17 protein-coding genes and 4 tRNA genes are annotated in these 17158 nt (G+C 40.8%); 17 read left to right on the forward strand and 4 right to left on the reverse strand.

The features are described from left to right. The first annotated feature begins 7 nt into the window (after positions 1-7). The 3 genes from C7384_RS03720 to C7384_RS03730 are packed head-to-tail and all read left to right on the forward strand — an operon-like array spanning position 8 to position 2026. Positions 8-451, forward strand: coding sequence for a DUF3290 domain-containing protein (locus C7384_RS03720; RefSeq protein ID WP_089938513.1), 444 nt, complete (start codon positions 8-10; stop codon positions 449-451). Further along, complete coding sequence (locus tag C7384_RS03725; protein WP_089938510.1) at positions 448-1116, forward strand: DUF421 domain-containing protein; 669 nt, start codon at positions 448-450, stop codon at positions 1114-1116. Before C7384_RS03720 ends, C7384_RS03725 begins: the two co-directional genes overlap by 4 nt. 22 nt (positions 1117-1138) lie before the next feature. Then, positions 1139-2026: a prenyltransferase gene (locus tag C7384_RS03730; RefSeq protein WP_089938508.1), complete on the forward strand. Its 888-nt coding sequence runs from the start codon at positions 1139-1141 to the stop codon at positions 2024-2026. A 35-nt stretch (positions 2027-2061) separates the two neighbouring features. Here the strand turns inward: C7384_RS03730 and cbpA are convergent, their stop codons facing one another. After that, positions 2062-2709 carry a cyclic di-AMP binding protein CbpA gene (cbpA, locus tag C7384_RS03735; RefSeq protein ID WP_089938506.1) on the reverse strand — a complete coding sequence of 216 codons (648 nt, stop codon included), beginning with the start codon at positions 2707-2709 and terminating at the stop codon, positions 2062-2064. Positions 2710-2832: 123 nt separating this feature from the next. Here cbpA and pth point away from each other — a divergent pair, with 123 nt between their 5' ends. The 12 genes from pth to C7384_RS03795 all read left to right on the forward strand — a co-directional run bounded on the left by pth (position 2833) and on the right by C7384_RS03795 (position 14641). After that, complete coding sequence (gene pth, locus C7384_RS03740; protein WP_089938504.1) at positions 2833-3399, forward strand: aminoacyl-tRNA hydrolase; 567 nt, start codon at positions 2833-2835, stop codon at positions 3397-3399. Between the two features lie 2 nt (positions 3400-3401). Continuing rightward, complete coding sequence (mfd, locus tag C7384_RS03745; RefSeq protein ID WP_089938502.1) at positions 3402-6935, forward strand: transcription-repair coupling factor; 3534 nt, start codon at positions 3402-3404, stop codon at positions 6933-6935. After that, the gene (locus C7384_RS03750) at positions 6936-7208 is read left to right on the forward strand and encodes an RNA-binding S4 domain-containing protein (RefSeq protein ID WP_089938500.1); all 273 of its coding nucleotides are present in this window, start codon (positions 6936-6938) and stop codon (positions 7206-7208) included. It begins immediately after the preceding gene. A gap of 85 nt (positions 7209-7293) precedes the next feature. Further along, positions 7294-7692: an FtsB family cell division protein gene (locus C7384_RS03755; RefSeq protein ID WP_089938497.1), complete on the forward strand. Its 399-nt coding sequence runs from the start codon at positions 7294-7296 to the stop codon at positions 7690-7692. Between the two features lie 42 nt (positions 7693-7734). Continuing rightward, positions 7735-9027: a tRNA lysidine(34) synthetase TilS gene (tilS, locus tag C7384_RS03760; protein WP_089938495.1), complete on the forward strand. Its 1293-nt coding sequence runs from the start codon at positions 7735-7737 to the stop codon at positions 9025-9027. Positions 9028-9042: 15 nt separating this feature from the next. Further along, positions 9043-9579, forward strand: coding sequence for a hypoxanthine phosphoribosyltransferase (gene hpt, locus C7384_RS03765; protein WP_089938493.1), 537 nt, complete (start codon positions 9043-9045; stop codon positions 9577-9579). Positions 9580-9615: 36 nt separating this feature from the next. Further along, positions 9616-11709 carry an ATP-dependent zinc metalloprotease FtsH gene (gene ftsH / locus C7384_RS03770; protein WP_089938491.1) on the forward strand — a complete coding sequence of 698 codons (2094 nt, stop codon included), beginning with the start codon at positions 9616-9618 and terminating at the stop codon, positions 11707-11709. 50 nt (positions 11710-11759) lie between these two features. Further along, positions 11760-12668 (forward strand): Hsp33 family molecular chaperone HslO, encoded by a 909-nt coding sequence (gene hslO, locus C7384_RS03775; RefSeq protein ID WP_089938489.1) that lies wholly within the window; start codon positions 11760-11762, stop codon positions 12666-12668. A gap of 82 nt (positions 12669-12750) precedes the next feature. Then, positions 12751-14238: a lysine--tRNA ligase gene (gene lysS / locus C7384_RS03780; RefSeq protein ID WP_089938487.1), complete on the forward strand. Its 1488-nt coding sequence runs from the start codon at positions 12751-12753 to the stop codon at positions 14236-14238. A 61-nt stretch (positions 14239-14299) separates the two neighbouring features. Then, a tRNA-Asn gene (locus tag C7384_RS03785) sits at positions 14300-14372 on the forward strand. Between the two features lie 119 nt (positions 14373-14491). Next, positions 14492-14564, forward strand: a tRNA-Asn gene (locus C7384_RS03790). Between the two features lie 4 nt (positions 14565-14568). Next, a tRNA-Thr gene (locus tag C7384_RS03795) sits at positions 14569-14641 on the forward strand. Between the two features lie 91 nt (positions 14642-14732). On the opposite strand, the gene C7384_RS03800 is transcribed toward C7384_RS03795, so the two are convergent. Further along, entirely contained in the window at positions 14733-15044 is a 312-nt protein-coding gene (locus C7384_RS03800; protein ID WP_089938485.1) for a hypothetical protein, read from the reverse strand. 122 nt (positions 15045-15166) lie between these two features. Here C7384_RS03800 and C7384_RS03805 point away from each other — a divergent pair, with 122 nt between their 5' ends. Beyond that, positions 15167-15634 carry a glutathione peroxidase gene (locus tag C7384_RS03805; protein WP_089938481.1) on the forward strand — a complete coding sequence of 156 codons (468 nt, stop codon included), beginning with the start codon at positions 15167-15169 and terminating at the stop codon, positions 15632-15634. Between the two features lie 13 nt (positions 15635-15647). On the opposite strand, the gene C7384_RS03810 is transcribed toward C7384_RS03805, so the two are convergent. Both C7384_RS03810 and C7384_RS03815 read right to left on the reverse strand, forming a co-directional pair. Next, complete coding sequence (locus C7384_RS03810; RefSeq protein ID WP_089938479.1) at positions 15648-16163, reverse strand: GNAT family N-acetyltransferase; 516 nt, start codon at positions 16161-16163, stop codon at positions 15648-15650. Between the two features lie 58 nt (positions 16164-16221). Then, a tRNA-Gln gene (locus C7384_RS03815) sits at positions 16222-16293 on the reverse strand. Positions 16294-16459: 166 nt separating this feature from the next. Between C7384_RS03815 and C7384_RS03820 the strand changes: the two genes are divergently transcribed. Then, positions 16460-17158, forward strand: a complete 699-nt coding sequence (locus C7384_RS03820; RefSeq protein WP_089938477.1) for a GntR family transcriptional regulator — start codon at positions 16460-16462, stop codon at positions 17156-17158.

Below are 17158 nucleotides of genomic sequence, written 5' to 3' on the forward strand. Positions count from 1 at the left end.
GTGATTCATGACTTTTTATAGTGCCGATTATTTATCACAACAGGCCAATGTTACCAGTACTTTGGGGATTGTGATGTTGTTGATAACTTTTGTCTTAATGGCAGTTGGCTTAGTGGCGACTATGCGTCATCGCCTTAATACGCGTTATCGTGATTTGACAATTATTGCTTTGTTGAGTTTTTTGTTTTTTGCAGGAATTCAATATACAGATTACCAAACGATGGTAACGAAAAATTCCCAACAGTCACAGATGGGAACCTTTGCGACCCAATTTGCGGAAAATCAAAATGTATCGTCTAAAAAGGTATATTTTAATTCGACGACATTAACGGATGGAATGTTGGTTAAAGAAGGAAAAAAGTACTACAGCATAACCCTAAGTAAGGACCAGAAAGCTTATAGTTTGACCCGAGTATATCTATTTAATGAAAAGGTTGAGGTGGTCCAATGAATATTTATTTACCAATTCTTTATAAATTAGCGATTGGTCTGATTGCCCTAATTATTCAAATTAACATTATGGGAAAGGGGAATTTAGCCCCTTCTAATGCCCTAGATCAGGTTCAAAACTATGTTTTGGGTGGCATTATTGGTGGTACGATTTACTCTGATACGATTACTGTTTTTCAATTCATGGTTGTGTTAATTATGTGGACCTTGTTGGTTATGATTTTAAAGTTCCTTAAGGAACATAGTCGTTTGGCTAAAGCAGTGATTGATGGACAGCCAGTGATTGTGATTGAAAATGGCCGAATTGATGCCGGTAAGGTGATTTTGGCCGGTCTCTCAGCCAGTGATTTGATGTTTAAGTTACGGGAACAAAATATTTATGATGTTTCTAAGGTTAAAAGGGCAGTGCTAGAACAAAATGGCCAGCTAACATTGATTGAATATGGGGACCAAAGTCCTAAATATCCCATTATTTATGATGGACAGGCTAACATGGAAGTGCTAGATGCCATTGATCAAGATGCCGATTGGTTGCTTGTTCAAGTCCAAAAACAAGGCTATACTAATATTCGCAGCATTTTTGTGGGTGAATATATTGAGGGTCAGATTCGGTTAACGCCGTATGATCAAACTGACTTAAACACAAAGATTAAGTTGAAAAAATAGTACATGCAGAAAGGAATCCGTTGTGACCGTTCGACAGTTTTTGGACTTAGTAGAAATTAAGGTAGTGATTCCCAGTTTAGCACCACTTTTGGTAGGATTAGCCTATAGTCAGTGGCGTTATCATTTGGTGAACTGGGGGAATACCATTTTATTGATTATTGCCGCAGTTAGTGTTCATTTAGCGGTTAACACCTTTAACCGATATGAAGACCATAAACGGCAGGTCAGTAGCCAATACTTACGCGAAACGAGCGCTAAAAAAGATTTAACTGATCATTCGGTCTTAATTGTAGCCGTTGTTTTAGGTTTGCTGGCAGCATTGGCTGGTATTATAGTGGCTTGGCGCACTTCCTATGTGACTTGGATTATTGGGATTCTATCGTTTTTAATTGGTTATCTTTATTCGGCCGGACCAAAACCAATTACCAATACGCCCTTTGGTGAATTTGTATCGGGCATAACGATGGGTTATTTTATTTTTGTTGCTCAAGTATATGTCAATACGATGATTTCGCTAAGTCCGATGATTTTGTTGCAGTGGTTTTTTGTTTCTTTGCCCTTAGTGCTATTAATTGCCAACATTATGTTAGCCAATAACATCGCTGATCATGAAGAAGATGAGGAAAATCAGCGCCATACGATTGTGCATTACTTAGGGTTAGCCAATGCTAAAAAATTGTACTGTGCCTGGGTTATCCTAGCCTATACGGAAATTGTCGTGGTAGTTATTTGCGGCTGGTTACCACTAACTGCTCTGGCAACTTGGGCTTTGATCCCCTTAGTTTGGCAGAATACTCAGCGTTTTATTGATCAGCCGATTAAATCCAAAACTTTCGTGTTGGCTATTCAAAATTTGGTTATTTTAATGGTAACCATGGCGATTAGTATCATTATTGGTTTTTGGTTATAAAAAAACAAGACTTGAGGAGAGCTCAGTCTTGTTTTTTATTTGAATTGGTCTAGATTTTCAATGCTAATGACATGAAAATCTTTTCTTTCTAATTTTGTAATAATTTGTTTTAGTAAATCACTGCTGCTAGAAATCGGTAGGGTAAACATCACGGTTAGCGGGGTATCTTTTTCGGATTGCAAGGAAACTACCGATTCAATATTGGTAAAACGAGTAATAATTTTAGACATTTTACTTAAATCACCACGTTGCAAACGATCTTCAACGCCAATCGCTACGCCACCGCGTTCAACCGACCAGCTTTGAGATAAGACATTCATCAGGGCATCGTGGGTAAAAATGCCATAAAAATAGTGATTTTCATCTAAGACAGCGATGAACGGAAGATCTCGAATGGCAAAAAAGACATCATAGAACTTACTATTGGTGTAAATAAACTTGGTCGAATTGCGCATGATGGCAGTTGCAGGTAGTGACATATCCCGCTGGTGGGCAATGTGTTCTAAAACGTGTTGTTTATAAACATTACCCCGGAATAGTTGACCAGACTGATCCAGAATTGGAAAAGTTCTAGTATGCGCTTCATCGGGCGTATTAAAGAGATCGTAAACTTCTTGAATCGTCGTATTTTCAGTAATGGTCGTTAATTTTGATTTTGGTATTACTAATGATTTTGGGAACATAGAATCCTCTAATTATATTTTCATAATAGATATAAGCACACTTATAATAACACATTCATGCCCGAGAGGAGTGGTATAATATTTCACTGATACTAATCAATAGGAAGAGTAAGGATTGCAGGCATGAAATTTATATTTGGACTTGGTAATATCGGCGTTAAATATGAAAATACCCGACATAACATTGGCTTTATGGCCGTAGATCATTACGCTCAACTTCATCAAGCGACATTTACGGGCACCAAGTTATTTGCTCAGGTAGCTAAGATTACTGTGGATGGGGAAAAAGTTTTATTAGTAAAACCCACTACTTATATGAATGATTCCGGGCAAGCCGTGCGGGCTTTTTTGGATTTTTATGCTGGAGAAATCGAAGATGTCTTAGTACTCGTTGATGATATGGACATGCCTTTTGGTAAGTTACGTTTCCGGGCTAAGGGTTCAGCCGGCGGGCATAATGGGTTGAAAAGTATCATGGCGCATACTAATTCACAAAGTTTCTTACGGTTAAAATTTGGTTTGGGACATCCCCAGCATACCCAAGAAGCAGTCATTAAATATGTATTAGGGAAATTTAAGGCTGAAGATATGACGACGGTTAATGACTTATTAGATCGTAGTAGTCAGGCCATTGATGACTGGATTGCTGGCGCTTCAGTAAGTGATTTAAGTAATCGCTATAACGGATAAATATGACACTGACGAATTTTTTAAAAAACAATAGTACTATTCAAACGATTCAAGAGCAGCTTAAACCTAAATCTAAGCAGCTTTTGTTGGGCATCAATGGAACCGCCAAGGCGGCCAGCTTGGCCGCTCTTTATGCTGCTAATCCCCAACAAATGGTGATTGTGACCGATACCCAGGCCCATTTGGATAATTTGTATCAAGATCTTTCCCAACTGGTCGATGAGCAGGTGCTTTATACTTTTCCGGCTGAAGAAAGCTTGGCAACTGATTTGGCAGTTCATTCGGCTGATTTTAATTTACAGCGGGTAGCCGCTTTGACCGCGCTTTTGAGTGGCCAACCATTAATTTTGGTTACTAATTTAGCTGGTTTTAGCCGATTGTTGCCAAATCCCGAGCAATTAAAAAAAGCTACCCTAAATTTATCAGTTGGGCAAAGTTATGATTTTAACCAGTTAAAGAATGATTTATTGGAAATGGGCTATCAAGCGACTCAATTGGTGGAAAATCCGGGTGAATTTGCACAGCGGGGCGCTATTTTTGATATTTATTCGCCTTTTTTGGAACAGCCAATTCGGTTAGATTTCTTTGATGATGAATTAGATCAAATTAAGCAATTTGATCCAATGAATCAAAAGAGTATGGCTAAGTTAAAACAGGTGGTTATTCAACCGGCCTCAGATTTAATTATTGATGTTGATCAATATGAGGCCGGGAAACAGGCAGTTGAAACAGCTTTTAGGGACTACCGAAGTCAGTTAACTGGTGTGGAAAAAAAGCATGCTACCGATGGTTTTTCAACAACACAAGTAGCGTTAAATGAACAAAGTCGTCAAGGTGTTATTCAGCCTTACCTGTCTTTTTTCTATCCACAAGCAACAACTGTGCTTGATTATTTGGCTGATAATGCCTTGGTAGTCTTGGACGAGTGGACGCGCTTAGAGGAATTTGGCCTTAATCAATTACAGCGAGATCAAGAATGGCTGGCCCAACAGGTTAAAAGTTATCAGTTACTACCGAGTGTAACTTTACCAATGCCATTAACTAAAATTTTAGCTGGTCAACACCGGCCAGAATTATACTTAGCTAATTTTCAGCGGGGATTAAATCGCATTCATTTTACTAATATTGCTGAAGTAACAACCCGACCAGCAACCCAGTATTTTGGTCAGTTACCAGCCTTAAAAAATGACCTGCTCTATGCCCAAGAAAAGGGCTTAACAGTGGTGATGCTAATTAGCAATGCGAGTCGGATTGAACATTTTCAGCAATCATTAGCGGATTTTGAAACGCCAATTCCAGTCAGCCGTGAAATTCAAGCCAATCAAGTTCAAATTATGCTGGGGAGCTTGAGTAATGGTTTTGAGTGGGTACAAGATCATTTGGTTGTTTTAACTGAACGAGAGCTCTTTACTCATGCCCGGCAGCCAGTCCGTCGAGTTCAAAAAACCATGGCTAATGCCGAACGTTTAAAGAGCTACAATGAGCTGGAAGTCGGTGATTATGTTGTTCACATTAACCATGGAATTGGTCAGTATCAAGGACTACAAACCTTAGATGTTGACGGCGGTAAGCAAGATTATCTGGAAATCGCCTATCAAAAAAATGCCAAAATTTTTGTACCAGTTAATCAATTGAATTTAATTCAAAAATATATTGGCGCTTCCGATGCCGCTAAGGCCCCACGTTTAAATAAATTAGGTGGCAGTGAATGGCATAAAACTAAGCGCCAAGTAGCTGCTAAAATTGAAGATATTGCCGATGATCTCCTGAACCTGTATGCCCAACGTGAAGCGCAATCTGGCTACGCCTTTCCACCAGATGATGTTGCCCAGCTAAAATTTGACACTAGTTTTGGTTATCCAGAAACACCCGACCAGATTCGTAGTATCGAAGAAATTAAAGTTGATATGCAAAAAATTCAACTAATGGATCGGTTGTTGGTGGGGGATGTTGGTTTTGGAAAAACTGAAGTGGCTTTGCGGGCTGTATTTAAAGCGGCCCATGCTGGTAAACAGGTAGCTTTTTTGGCACCAACTACTATTTTAGTTCAGCAGCACTATGAAACCCTCTTGGCCCGTTTTGCTGATTTTCCTGAAATTAAAATTGGTACGCTAAGTCGTTTTCAAACCAATGCACAGAATCGACAAACTATTAAGGAATTGGAAGATCATCAGCTTGATGTAGTCGTTGGCACCCATCGTTTGTTAAGTAAAGATGTTACTTTTGTTGATTTAGGGTTGCTAATTATTGATGAGGAACAGCGTTTTGGTGTCAAGCATAAGGAACGTTTAAAGGCGTTGAAAACTAATGTTGATGTCCTGACCTTAACGGCTACTCCGATTCCAAGAACTCTAAACATGGCGATGGTTGGCGCGCGCGATTTATCGGTGATTGAAACGCCCCCGGCTAATCGTTTCCCCATTCAGACCTATGTCTTAGAATTTGATTGGGCAGTGGTCCGGGCCGCAATTGAAAAAGAATTAGCCCGTGACGGACAGGTTTTCTATTTGCATAATCGAGTTAGTGATTTAGATCGGATTGCCGCCCAAATTGAAGAAATGGTACCAGATAGTCGGGTGGCTGTGATTCATGGGCAAATGAGTGAAACTCAGTTAGAAGGGGTGTTGTACGACTTTTTAAACCGGCAGTACGATGTTTTGGTTACGACAACTATCATTGAAACGGGCGTTGACATTCCTAATGCAAATACTTTGATTGTTGATAATGCCGATCACATGGGCTTGTCCCAGTTGTACCAACTACGGGGCCGAGTTGGCCGATCTGCCCGCTTAGCCTATGCTTACTTTACTTATCCTTTTTCTAGGACACCAAGCCCGGAAGCCGAAAAGCGGTTAGAGGCGATTCGAGACTTTACTGAATTAGGCTCTGGTTTCCGGATTGCCATGCGCGATTTGAGTATTCGTGGAGCTGGTGACTTACTGGGAAAGCAACAGCATGGCTTTATCGATTCAGTTGGTTATGATATGTATACCCAAATGCTTAAAGATACAGTTGCTAAAAAACAGGGGAAAGTAGTTGATGCTCCGGTGGTTAAATCCGATGCCGAGTTAATTTTAGGGGTTTTGGCCTATTTGCCCGAAGATTATATTCCTGATAATGCCCAGAAAATTGACCTGTATACACAAATTCGTTTGGCAGTGACAGATGAAGATTTTGAACAGGTCGAAGAGAACCTAATTGACCGATTTGGTGATCTACCCGATCCAGTAGCCCGACTATTGTTGGTTGGTCGAATTAAGAGTGCGGCTGACCAAGCTCAAGTTACGCAAATTCGCCGGCAGAAAAAAGAATTATCGATTCAATTTAATGCCGAAGCTACGAAACAATTGGCTGGGGTAAAAATTTTTGAAGCTTTAAAAGATGTACCCTTAAAAGCCGTGGTTGGCGCACCCGATCAACAGTTAAAAGTGACTTTAACTATTGACGACCGTCAAGAAAGTAGTATCTGGTTAAACATATTGCGTAATTTCTTACTAGTTATTATTGAAATGCAACAGCAGGAAATGGAGAAATAAATGCGTTTAGATAAATATTTAAAAATTTCTCGTTTGGTAAAACGACGGACAATTGCCAAAGAAATTGCCGATCAAGGACGAATTGAAATTAACCAAAAAGTTGCTAAGTCTTCTGCTAATGTAGGAACTGGCGATTTAATCACTATTCATTTTGGTAATAAAATTCTAACCGTTAAGGTCTTGAAATTAGCTGAATTGGTGAAAAAAGATGAGGCTAGTGATTTGTACGAAGTGATTAGTGAAAGCTATGAACGTGATTTTAGTCAAGAATAATTTAATGATTATAGGCTAATTTTAATGAAAAACCTTGCATGGCTAGGGAGATTGTGACAGAATAATTCTTAGGAGTGAGGACGCCATGGCCAATTACAGTCGCTTACAACCAAATATTACCCCGTTAAACGCGCGGATTGCCTACCAAATTGAAGCAGCAGGGAAGCGCCGTGATGCAGCAGCCCGCCATTATCGGCAGGTTCATGCCCGGCGAATCAAGCGAATCAAGTGGATTGGTATAGCGGCGATGGCCATTTTTTTAATCCAATTATTGATGAGTCAAGTCCGTTTGCATGACGCTAATAAGGGTTTGACAGTGTCTCAACAAAAATTAACAGGTGTTCAAAAAAGTAATACTGAACTTAAAAAAGATGCTAAACAGTTAAATGATCCGGCATACTTAGAGCAAGTTTTGCGGGAGAAGTACGGCTATGCAAAATCGGGTGAGACGATTTACAATCTACCCGAACACAATTATGCCTAGAAAAGGAAAGACGCCCAATTTTGGGTGTTTTTTTATCATATTATGTCAAAAATTATTGAAACTTTAAAAAAATATCATTGGGATACTCCCGTCATTATTGCGGTTTCTGGAGGAATAGATTCAGTTGTCCTGTTGGATGCCCTTTACCAAAGTCATCCGCAACAGACCATTGTCATTGCCCATGTTAATTATCACTTACGGGCTGAAAGTGATGGAGATGCTGCCTTTGTGGCACAATTAGCCGAAAAATATCAAGCTCAGCTAGTTATTAAAGATTTCCACAATCAGGCTTCTAGCGGAATTGAAGGCCGAGCGCGCGATTTTCGTTATAAATTTTTTGAAGAATTAGCGCAGCAATACCATAGCCAAACTGTCTTGGTCGCCCATCATGCTGATGATCAAGTCGAAACCATTTTACTTAATCTGATTCGTGGCGGACAACTCAATCAATTAACTGGCATGTCTGCAGTACGTGACAAAGTTCTTCGACCCTTCCTTAATTATTATCGTCAGGATTTGTTTGACTACGCTCAAGAGCATCACCTCAGCTGGCGGGAAGATGAAACCAATTTTGATCCTAGTTATACAGCTCGTAATGCGATTCGCCAAAATATTTTGCCGGCCTTATCAGCATTAAATTCAGGAGCCAAACGGCATATTTTGGATTTTGCTAATCAAATAGCTAGGCAAGAGCAATTGATGAACCAACAAATTCAACTTTTTTTACCACAGTTAGAAGAGGATTGGACCAAGGTACCTGAGGATTGGTTAAATCCGACTTTAAAACGTTGGTTAACCGATAAAGGCTTTTATCGTGTGAAAAATCAACAATTGATAGCGATTGATCATTTGTTAAAAAATCGGCAAAAACCAAGCGGTTACATTGATTTAGGCGGCGACTGGCAATTCCATAAGATTTACCAAAAAATTTGCTTGAAAAAAAAGGCTAAAAAGCCAAAGAAACCCCAAGAAAATTTATCAGTTATGTTAGAATTAAACCAATGGAATTTTTTGACTGATAAGCCACTTTGCTGGAGCAACCAGCAACCCGAGGGTTACGAGCATGTGATTAAATTACCGGGCTTACCGGGGGTTAATCATTTGTTCTTACGACCGTTTAGAAGTGCTGATCGGTTAGTTATTAAAGGTGGATCAAAGGCAGTTCGTAGAGTACTGATTGATGCTAAAATACCTTTAGAAAATCGTCATCATGCCTTAGTTTTAACGGCCAACGATAATAAAATTCTGGGGTTGCGCTTACCAAACGGTAAGTGGCAAATGAGTCAAGATTCCTCCGCTCAAGCGAATCAAGATTCGACTTGGCTAGTATGGTGAATTGAGGAAATCTAGGTGAATAACGACATAGAAGAGATATTGTTTGATCAAGCGGCAATTCAAGAGTCTGCACGACAGCTAGGCCAGCAAATTACAGAAGATTACGCTGGTCGGCGACCGTTAGTTTTATCAGTTTTAAAGGGTGCCTATCTTTGGACAGCCGATCTGATACGTGAAATTGACCTCTACGTGGATTTGGAATTTATTAAAATTTCGAGTTATCACGGAGGCGTGGCTAGTTCAAATGACATTCAATTGATTACGGATATTCGGCAAGATGTCAGTGGACGCGATGTAATTATTTTAGAAGACATCGTTGATACTGGTCAGTCATTACAGTTTATGGAAGAGCTTTTGGCTAGTCGAGGAGCATCGTCAATTCGAGTAGCAACCTTACTAGATAAGAAGGCCGGCCGTAAAGTCGACATTAAAGCTGACTATGTCGGTTTTGATGTTCGGAATGAGTTTGTGGTTGGTTATGGTCTAGATTACAAGGAACTTTATCGTAATTTACCTTATGTCGGTATTTTAAAGAAAGATATTTATAGTTAAGCCAGTGGCTTGAACTAAAGGAATTGAGGATATCGAATGAAAAATAATAACAGCGGCTTTTTTAGAAGCAGCTTTCTTTACGTCATTATCTTTCTAGCTATCATTGCTGGAATTTATTCCTTTGTCGGTGGTGACAAAGGTGGCACTAAAACAATTAGTTCAAGCCAATTTATTAAGGCCTTGGGCGACAAGGATATTAAGTCCTTTACTGTTCAACCAGGAAGCGATGTTTATACGGTTTCTGGAACTTACCGTGACAGTGATAAATCATCAAAGGATAGTAACAGTTCTGGTTTGAATTCAATCTTACAGAGCCAAAGTAAGACAACCAAATTTACTACCAGTGTGCTACCAAACGATGCTTCCTTAAAAGATATTAGCCAGCAGGCTAAAGACACTAATACTGATATGACGACTAAACCAGCACCATCATCTGGCTTCTGGTTGAACCTGATTATCTCAATTGTGCCTTTGATTTTGGTCTTTGCTGTCTTTTACATCATGATGAGTCAGTCTTCTGGTAAGGGTGGCCAAGGTGGTATGATGGGCGGCTTTGGTAAGTCTAAGGCTAAGCCATCAGATCCTAAAGACAATAAGATTCGTTTTGACAACGTTGCCGGTGCTGATGAAGAAAAAGAAGAACTAGTTGAAGTGGTTGAGTTCTTAAAGTCACCGAAGAAGTTTGTTAACTTGGGTGCTCGTATTCCAAAGGGTGTTTTACTTGAGGGGCCTCCGGGAACTGGTAAAACCTTGTTAGCTAAGGCTGTTGCCGGTGAAGCCAGCGTGCCATTCTTCTCTATGTCCGGTTCTGACTTCGTGGAAATGTTTGTCGGTGTCGGTGCTTCCCGTGTTCGTGATTTGTTCGAACAAGCAAAGAAAACCGCTCCTGCAATTATTTTCATTGATGAAATTGATGCTGTTGGTCGCCGTCGAGGTTCTGGTATCGGTGGTGGTAACGATGAACGTGAGCAGACTTTGAATCAAATTTTGATTGAAATGGATGGATTCGAAGGTTCTGAAGGAGTCATTATTTTGGCTTCTACCAACCGTTCTGACGTGTTGGATCCGGCCTTGCTTCGTTCAGGACGATTTGATCGTAAGATCATGGTTGGTGCACCAGATGTGAAGGGCCGTGAAGCAATTCTTCGTGTGCATGCTAAGAATAAGCCATTGGCTAAGAACGTTGATTTGAAAGCTATTGCCCAACAAACTCCTGGTTATGTTGGGGCTGACTTGGAAAACTTGTTGAACGAATCAGCTTTGTTAGCAGCTCGTCGCGATAAAAAAGAGATTGATGCTGCTGATATTGATGAAGCTGAAGATCGGATTTTCCAAGGACCAGCTAAAACTAACCGCTCAATGTCTGAAATCGAGCGTAAGACCACTGCTTACCACGAAGCTGGACACGCCTTGGTTGGATTGGTTCGTTCGGATGCTTCAGTTGTTCGTAAGGTGACGATTGTGCCACGTGGCCGTATTGGTGGATATGCTTTGATGACACCAAAGGCTGATCGTTATAATGTCCGTTATTCAGAAGCTAAGGAACAATTGGCTGGTTTGATGGGTGGACGGGCTGCCGAAATTTCAGTCTTTAACGAAGCTAGTTCAGGGGCTGCTAACGATTTCCAGCAGGCAACTGGTTTAGCCCGCCAAATGGTTACAGCCTATGGGATGTCTGATAAGTTGGGGATGGTTCAACTTGAAGGAAATGCTAGCGTTGGCTATAGTGAACAAGCTGGTAATCGTAATTATTCCGATGAGACGGCTAACTTAATTGATGAAGAAGTTCGTCGATTAACTCACGAAGCCTTTGAAGATGCCAAGCAAATTATCGCTGATCACCGTGATAAGCTCCAAGCAATCGCAGAAGCCTTGCTTGAAGTTGAAACTTTGGATGAGCAACAAATTAAAGATATCTATAATACTGGTACTTTTACTCCTAAGGGACCGGATGAGAGTAATGATGGCGCTAAGTCCTTTGAACAGACCAAAGCTGAATTAGATGCAAAAGAATCTGAAGCTGAGGAACGAGTGGATAAGGGGGAAGCCAATCCAGAGCAACCATTGGAAACTAATCCAGATGATGCACCGGAAAAGCCTGACGATGCTCCGAATTCGGATAATAAATAATTAGAAAGTTGGCTGAGGCCAACTTTTTATTTTTAATAAAGAAGGAATTTATGACCAATCAGTTAATCAAAGTTATTACTAAAGATGAGGCCTTTCGTGCCTTTGCTTTAAATGGGACGAACCTGGTTCGCCAAGCTTGCCAGGCCCATGAAACTAGTCGTATCGCTTCCGTGATTTTAGGACGGGCTTTATTGGCCACTGAATTGTTGGCCCAGGCAACTCTAAAAGGGGAAGAACGTTTAAATGCTAAAATTGCTGGTCGTGGGCCGATTGGCAATATTGTGACCGAAGCTGATGCTAAGGGCAGTGTTCGAGGTTACGTCACCAACGCACAATTGGATGGCACTTTAGATGATCATCAACAACTTCAGATTGGAACGGCGGTAGGGCACAATGGTTTCTTACAAATTACTAAATTTGCTCCCTATTCTGATCCTTATATTGGCCAAAGTCAGCTTGTAAGTGGTGAAATTGGTGATGATTTTACTTACTATCTAGCTCAATCAGAGCAGATTCCATCTGTGATTGGTGTCGGGGTGCACTTAGACGAAGATGGCCTAGTTGACATGGCTAGTGGCTTTTTGATTCAAGCTTTACCTGGCGCTACTGATGAGCAGTTAAGCAATTTAGAAGATAAGTTAAAGGCCATGACCCCGTTAAATGAATTGATTTCTCAGGGATCGGAACCAGAGGCCATTCTTAATAATATTTTTGGTGAAAATAGTTTTACGGAATTAGCCGATTTAAATGTTGGTTTAGCAGCTGAACCGCCTAAAGAAGAATACGCTAAGATGTTGGCGACCTTGCCAGCCACGGAAGTTCAAGCCATGATTGATGAGGATGGTGGGGCTGAGATTATTGGTAAGTTCTCGGGTAAGCGACATTATTTTGAACAAAGTGAGCTAGAAGCAATTTTAGAAGATATCTTAGCTCGTAATCTCGATGAAGATAAAGATTAGTGATTTTAGGCTTTGTCACTAGCCTATGATTTGATAAGATTGAAGTTAGAGATTAATAATGTGTTGTAGGAAGGATAAACATATGGCTGAAGAAAAAGCCCTAAATGACCAAATGGTTGCTCGTCGTCAAAAGATGAAGGCCTTGGTTGATGATTTAGATTTAGACCCCTTTGGAAAGCGTTTTGACCGTGATTCAATGGCTGGTGACTTACATGCCCAATATGACCAAAGTAGCCTCGATGACTTGATGGAAAATCAGCATGAGGTGATCATTGCCGGTCGTATGGTTGCTAAGCGTGGTGCCGGTAAGGTTATTTTTGCTGATATCCGCGATGCCTCTGGTAAGATTCAAATTTATGCTCGTCGTGATGATTTAGGTGATAATTATCCAATTATCAAGCGCGCCGATTTAGGTGATTTTTTGGGAATCAAAGGAATCATGATGAAGACTGAAGCCGGTGAGTTAACCGTTTTGGTAACCCATTTGACTCATTTGTCAAAGGCCTTGCGGCCAATGCCAGATAAGTATCATGGTATTTCAGATGTAGAAACTCGTTATCGTAAGCGTTATTTAGACTTAATTGCTAACGAAGATTCACTGAACAAGTTCCAGCAACGTTCAAAAATCATTTCAGCTATTCGTCAGTACATGGATGGTCAAGGCTTCTTAGAAGTTGAGACACCAATTTTGCAGACGCAGGCGGGTGGCGCCGCAGCACGTCCATTTATTACCCACCACAATGCCTTAAATATTGATATGTACATGCGAATTGCCACTGAGCTATACCTCAAGCGTTTGATTGTCGGTGGTATGGAACGGGTCTATGAAATTGGCCGGATTTTCCGAAATGAAGGAATGGATGCCAAGCACAATCCAGAGTTTACGACGATGGAATCATATGTTGCCTATTTTGATTTCAAAGACGTCATGGACGAGACTGAGGGTATCTTTAAGGCGGCTGCTAGGGTCGTCAGCGATGACCTACAGATTAACTATCAGGGGACAGCGATTGACTTAAACAAGCCATTTGCTCGCAAGCACATGGTTGATTTGATTAAGGAAGCAACTGGGGTTGATTTCTGGCCGGCGATGACCATCGAAGAGGCACAACAGCTAGCTGATCAACATCATGTTAAGTACGAGAAATATTGGCAAGTTGGACATATCATCAATGCCTTCTTCGAGGAGTTTGTTGAAGATACATTGGTTCAACCAACCTTTGTTTACGGTCACCCAGTCGAAGTTTCACCTTTGGCTAAAAAGAATGCCGATGATTCACGCTTTACGGATCGATTTGAGGTCTTTATCCTTGGTAGTGAGTATGGCAATGCCTTCACTGAGTTGAACGATCCAATCGATCAACGGGCCCGTTTTGAAGCTCAAGCGGCTGAACGAGTTGAAGGAAACGATGAAGCCGAAGGAATCGACGAAGACTTCATTGAGGCCTTGGAGTACGGTATGCCACCTACCGGAGGCTTGGGAATTGGCATTGATCGCTTGGTCATGTTGCTAACCGATTCAACTACCATTCGTGACGTGGTTTTGTTCCCAACTATGCGTCCTGAATAAAAAATGTTGACAAAAATGTTATATATTGGGTATAATAATTAAGTTGTGTAAGCGACTTAATTCCGACTTAGCTCAGTTGGTAGAGCACCTGACTGTTAATCAGGTTGTCGCCGGTTCGAGCCCGGCAGTCGGAGTATTACAAACCAGTAAGCTGAATGTTTACTGGTTTTTTCGTATGATAATATCATGAAAATGATTGACACTTTTATTTAAGCATGGCATAATGTAATAGTTGTTTTAAAGACAATATTATTCCGACTTAGCTCAGTTGGTAGAGCACCTGACTGTTAATCAGGTTGTCGCCGGTTCGAGCCCGGCAGTCGGAGTATTGCCGACGTAGCTCAGTTGGTAGAGCACGGGTATCGTAAACCTGGGGTCGAAGGTTCAAATCCTTTCGTCGGCATCTAGCACAAATTACGAAATATTAAAAAACGCCTTTGTATAGGCGTTTTTATTTGTTTTATGAGCGTGTTAATTTTAATAATCTTTGTACATTAAAATCTTGGTAAATCGAGTAAGCTATTCTGCTCTTGATATTTGGGATCAGTAGCAATGCTAGTCGCACTTTCAGCCGTGTTTTGGATGACCGGAATCTCTTCCCCGCTCGCATTAATATAGGAATAGTGATTGCCCCTTTGAATTTCCATGGCAATCCGCTGGACTGACTTAACGATGTTGGTATTTAATCCTAGATAGTGATGCATATTTTGATCAGTCACTTCGGCCCCAATTAAAATAGCCTCGTCACCATCTTTAGCTGTTAGTCCCTTTTTGACCCGGACCTTAATAATTTGATAATCACTCATTATCGAACTCCTTTCAAGGTACTTATATTTTATCCTAAAGGACTAGTATAACTGTTATAAATAAGATTAAAATAAAAATGTTACCCTAAAATGTCTGAATTTATAATAAGGAGCTAATTAGCATGGATTCAATTTATAGCTTTACTGAAAAGGAAATGAGTGGCCAAACAATTGATTTTAACCAGTACCGGGGTAAAGTCCTGCTGATTGTAAATACGGCCAGTAAATGCGGCTTAGCACCACAATTAGAAGGCCTAGAAGCCTTATATCAGGAATATCAATCCCAAGGGTTGGCAATCCTTGGTTTGCCCTCCAATCAATTTCGTCAAGAAATCGCTGCCGATGAAATAAGTCAGTATTGTCAGCTACATTATGGGGTTACTTTTCCTATGACCCAACCAGTGCTGGTCAATGGGGAAGGGGAGGATCCGCTTTTTACCTACCTCAAACAGGCCGCAGGGCATGGGCGAATCAAATGGAATTACACGAAATTTTTAATTGGGCGCAACGGTCAGATGATTCATCGCTATGCGCCGACTACAGCCCCCGCTAAAATGACAACTGATATCCAAAAAGCTTTAAATAGTTAGAAAAAAATCCAGCTTATTGTGCGCTGGATTTTTTAGTAATAAATTCGGTAAAGAATAGTCCCATTAGGAAACTATCGTGGTAGCAACCTTCCGCAAAATAATGCTGGCGTAGTTGACCTTCTTCTTGAAAACCTAATTTTTTATAAATGTGAATGGCGGCTGAATTATCGACATCCACGTATAGATAGATTTTGTGTAAGTTCAAGACATTAAATGCGTATTCAATCCCTAATTGCATACCCGCTTGGGCTAGTCCCTGTCCCTGATATTGTGGATCAACAATGATTTGAATTTCGGCGTGGCGATGAATCGTGTCGATTTCAACCAATTCCACAATCCCGGCAAAATCACCCTCAACCTCAATCACAAATCGTCGTTCGGACTGATCTAAAACGTGTCGATCGTAGAGAATGCTCAATTCGTCAAAGGAAGTATAAGGTTCCTCGAACCACAAGGCCATCACCGGTCGGGAATTTTGCTGACGGTATAGATGGGGGAGGTCCTTTTTCTCTAAGGGACGAATATTCATGATTTTAGGCTCCTTTTTTTAGTAAAAAAGACGATATCAATGGATACCGTCCTCAATATTGCCCCTGCTGGATTCGAACCAGCGCATAGTGGCACCAGAAGCCACCGCCTTACCGCTTGGCCAAGGGGCAATTACTTGATATATATTACCCGAAAATTAGCTAAATTGCAAGCTGTAAATTTTAGAAATTAGGCAAACTGTCCTTATTTGCCAAAGCAGACTAGACCAATTATAATGGATTGTGTAATAAGTAACGACTACTTTGAGAGAGTAGTTAAATTGTGAGGGATAGGATTATGTCTTTACCAAGATATATTGAAATACACAACGAAATTTTGGCTAGAATTACTGCCGGCGAGTGGCAAAAAAATCAACGCTTACCTGCTGAAAGGGACTTAGCAGAATCATTTAATGTTTCCCGAATGACTTTGCGTCAGGCCATTCAAACCTTAGTGGATGAAGGGATTTTGGAGCGAAAAGTTGGTTCTGGTACCTATGTCGCTGAGAAAAAAATATCAGAGCGGGTACTAGGGGTCACTAGTTTTACTGATTTAATGGCTAAAAGTGGTCGCGTCGCGCAAACTGTAACGGTGAGCTATAAAATCACCATGGCCTCTGCTTCAGAGGTTGAACATTTGCAACTAGATCCTGGGGATGAGGTTCTGGTAATGGAGCGTTTGCGCTTGGGAGATGACACACCCATCTTGTTAGAGCAAACTACTTTACCGGTAAAGTTAGTCAATAATTTCACCCGTTCTGATTTGACGGAATCATTGTATGCCACTTTAATTCAAGCGGGCATTCAACCCGGACATGCTGACCAAACAGTGACAGCTAGCTTGGCCACTGAGCGTTTGGCTGATTTCTTGCAAATTAAACGTGGCGATCCAATTTTATCCGTCCGTCAAGTTTCTTATGATCAAAATGATGTTCCTTTCGAATATGTCCGTTCCTACTACGTTGGGGAGCGTTTTGAATTTAAATTAAGTCGATAA

This window comes from Convivina intestini (assembly GCF_003096575.1).
GTDB classification, from domain to species: Bacteria; Bacillota; Bacilli; order Lactobacillales; family Lactobacillaceae; genus Convivina; species Convivina intestini.

What these genes read in the sequence shown, in the direction of transcription:
- pth (WP_089938504.1), top strand. Translation starts at nt 2,833, where the DNA reads ATGAAATTTATATTTGGACTTGGTAATATCGGCGTTAAATATGAAAAT.
- C7384_RS03810 (WP_089938479.1), bottom strand. Translation starts at nt 16,163, where the DNA reads ATGAATATTCGTCCCTTAGAGAAAAAGGACCTCCCCCATCTATACCGT.
- C7384_RS03720 (WP_089938513.1), top strand. Translation starts at nt 8, where the DNA reads ATGACTTTTTATAGTGCCGATTATTTATCACAACAGGCCAATGTTACC.
- C7384_RS03805 (WP_089938481.1), top strand. Translation starts at nt 15,167, where the DNA reads ATGGATTCAATTTATAGCTTTACTGAAAAGGAAATGAGTGGCCAAACA.
- C7384_RS03750 (WP_089938500.1), top strand. Translation starts at nt 6,936, where the DNA reads ATGCGTTTAGATAAATATTTAAAAATTTCTCGTTTGGTAAAACGACGG.
- hslO (WP_089938489.1), top strand. Translation starts at nt 11,760, where the DNA reads ATGACCAATCAGTTAATCAAAGTTATTACTAAAGATGAGGCCTTTCGT.
- C7384_RS03800 (WP_089938485.1), bottom strand. Translation starts at nt 15,044, where the DNA reads ATGAGTGATTATCAAATTATTAAGGTCCGGGTCAAAAAGGGACTAACA.
- C7384_RS03755 (WP_089938497.1), top strand. Translation starts at nt 7,294, where the DNA reads ATGGCCAATTACAGTCGCTTACAACCAAATATTACCCCGTTAAACGCG.
- C7384_RS03725 (WP_089938510.1), top strand. Translation starts at nt 448, where the DNA reads ATGAATATTTATTTACCAATTCTTTATAAATTAGCGATTGGTCTGATT.
- ftsH (WP_089938491.1), top strand. Translation starts at nt 9,616, where the DNA reads ATGAAAAATAATAACAGCGGCTTTTTTAGAAGCAGCTTTCTTTACGTC.
- C7384_RS03820 (WP_089938477.1), top strand. Translation starts at nt 16,460, where the DNA reads ATGTCTTTACCAAGATATATTGAAATACACAACGAAATTTTGGCTAGA.
- cbpA (WP_089938506.1), bottom strand. Translation starts at nt 2,709, where the DNA reads ATGTTCCCAAAATCATTAGTAATACCAAAATCAAAATTAACGACCATT.
- tilS (WP_089938495.1), top strand. Translation starts at nt 7,735, where the DNA reads ATGTCAAAAATTATTGAAACTTTAAAAAAATATCATTGGGATACTCCC.
- mfd (WP_089938502.1), top strand. Translation starts at nt 3,402, where the DNA reads ATGACACTGACGAATTTTTTAAAAAACAATAGTACTATTCAAACGATT.
- lysS (WP_089938487.1), top strand. Translation starts at nt 12,751, where the DNA reads ATGGCTGAAGAAAAAGCCCTAAATGACCAAATGGTTGCTCGTCGTCAA.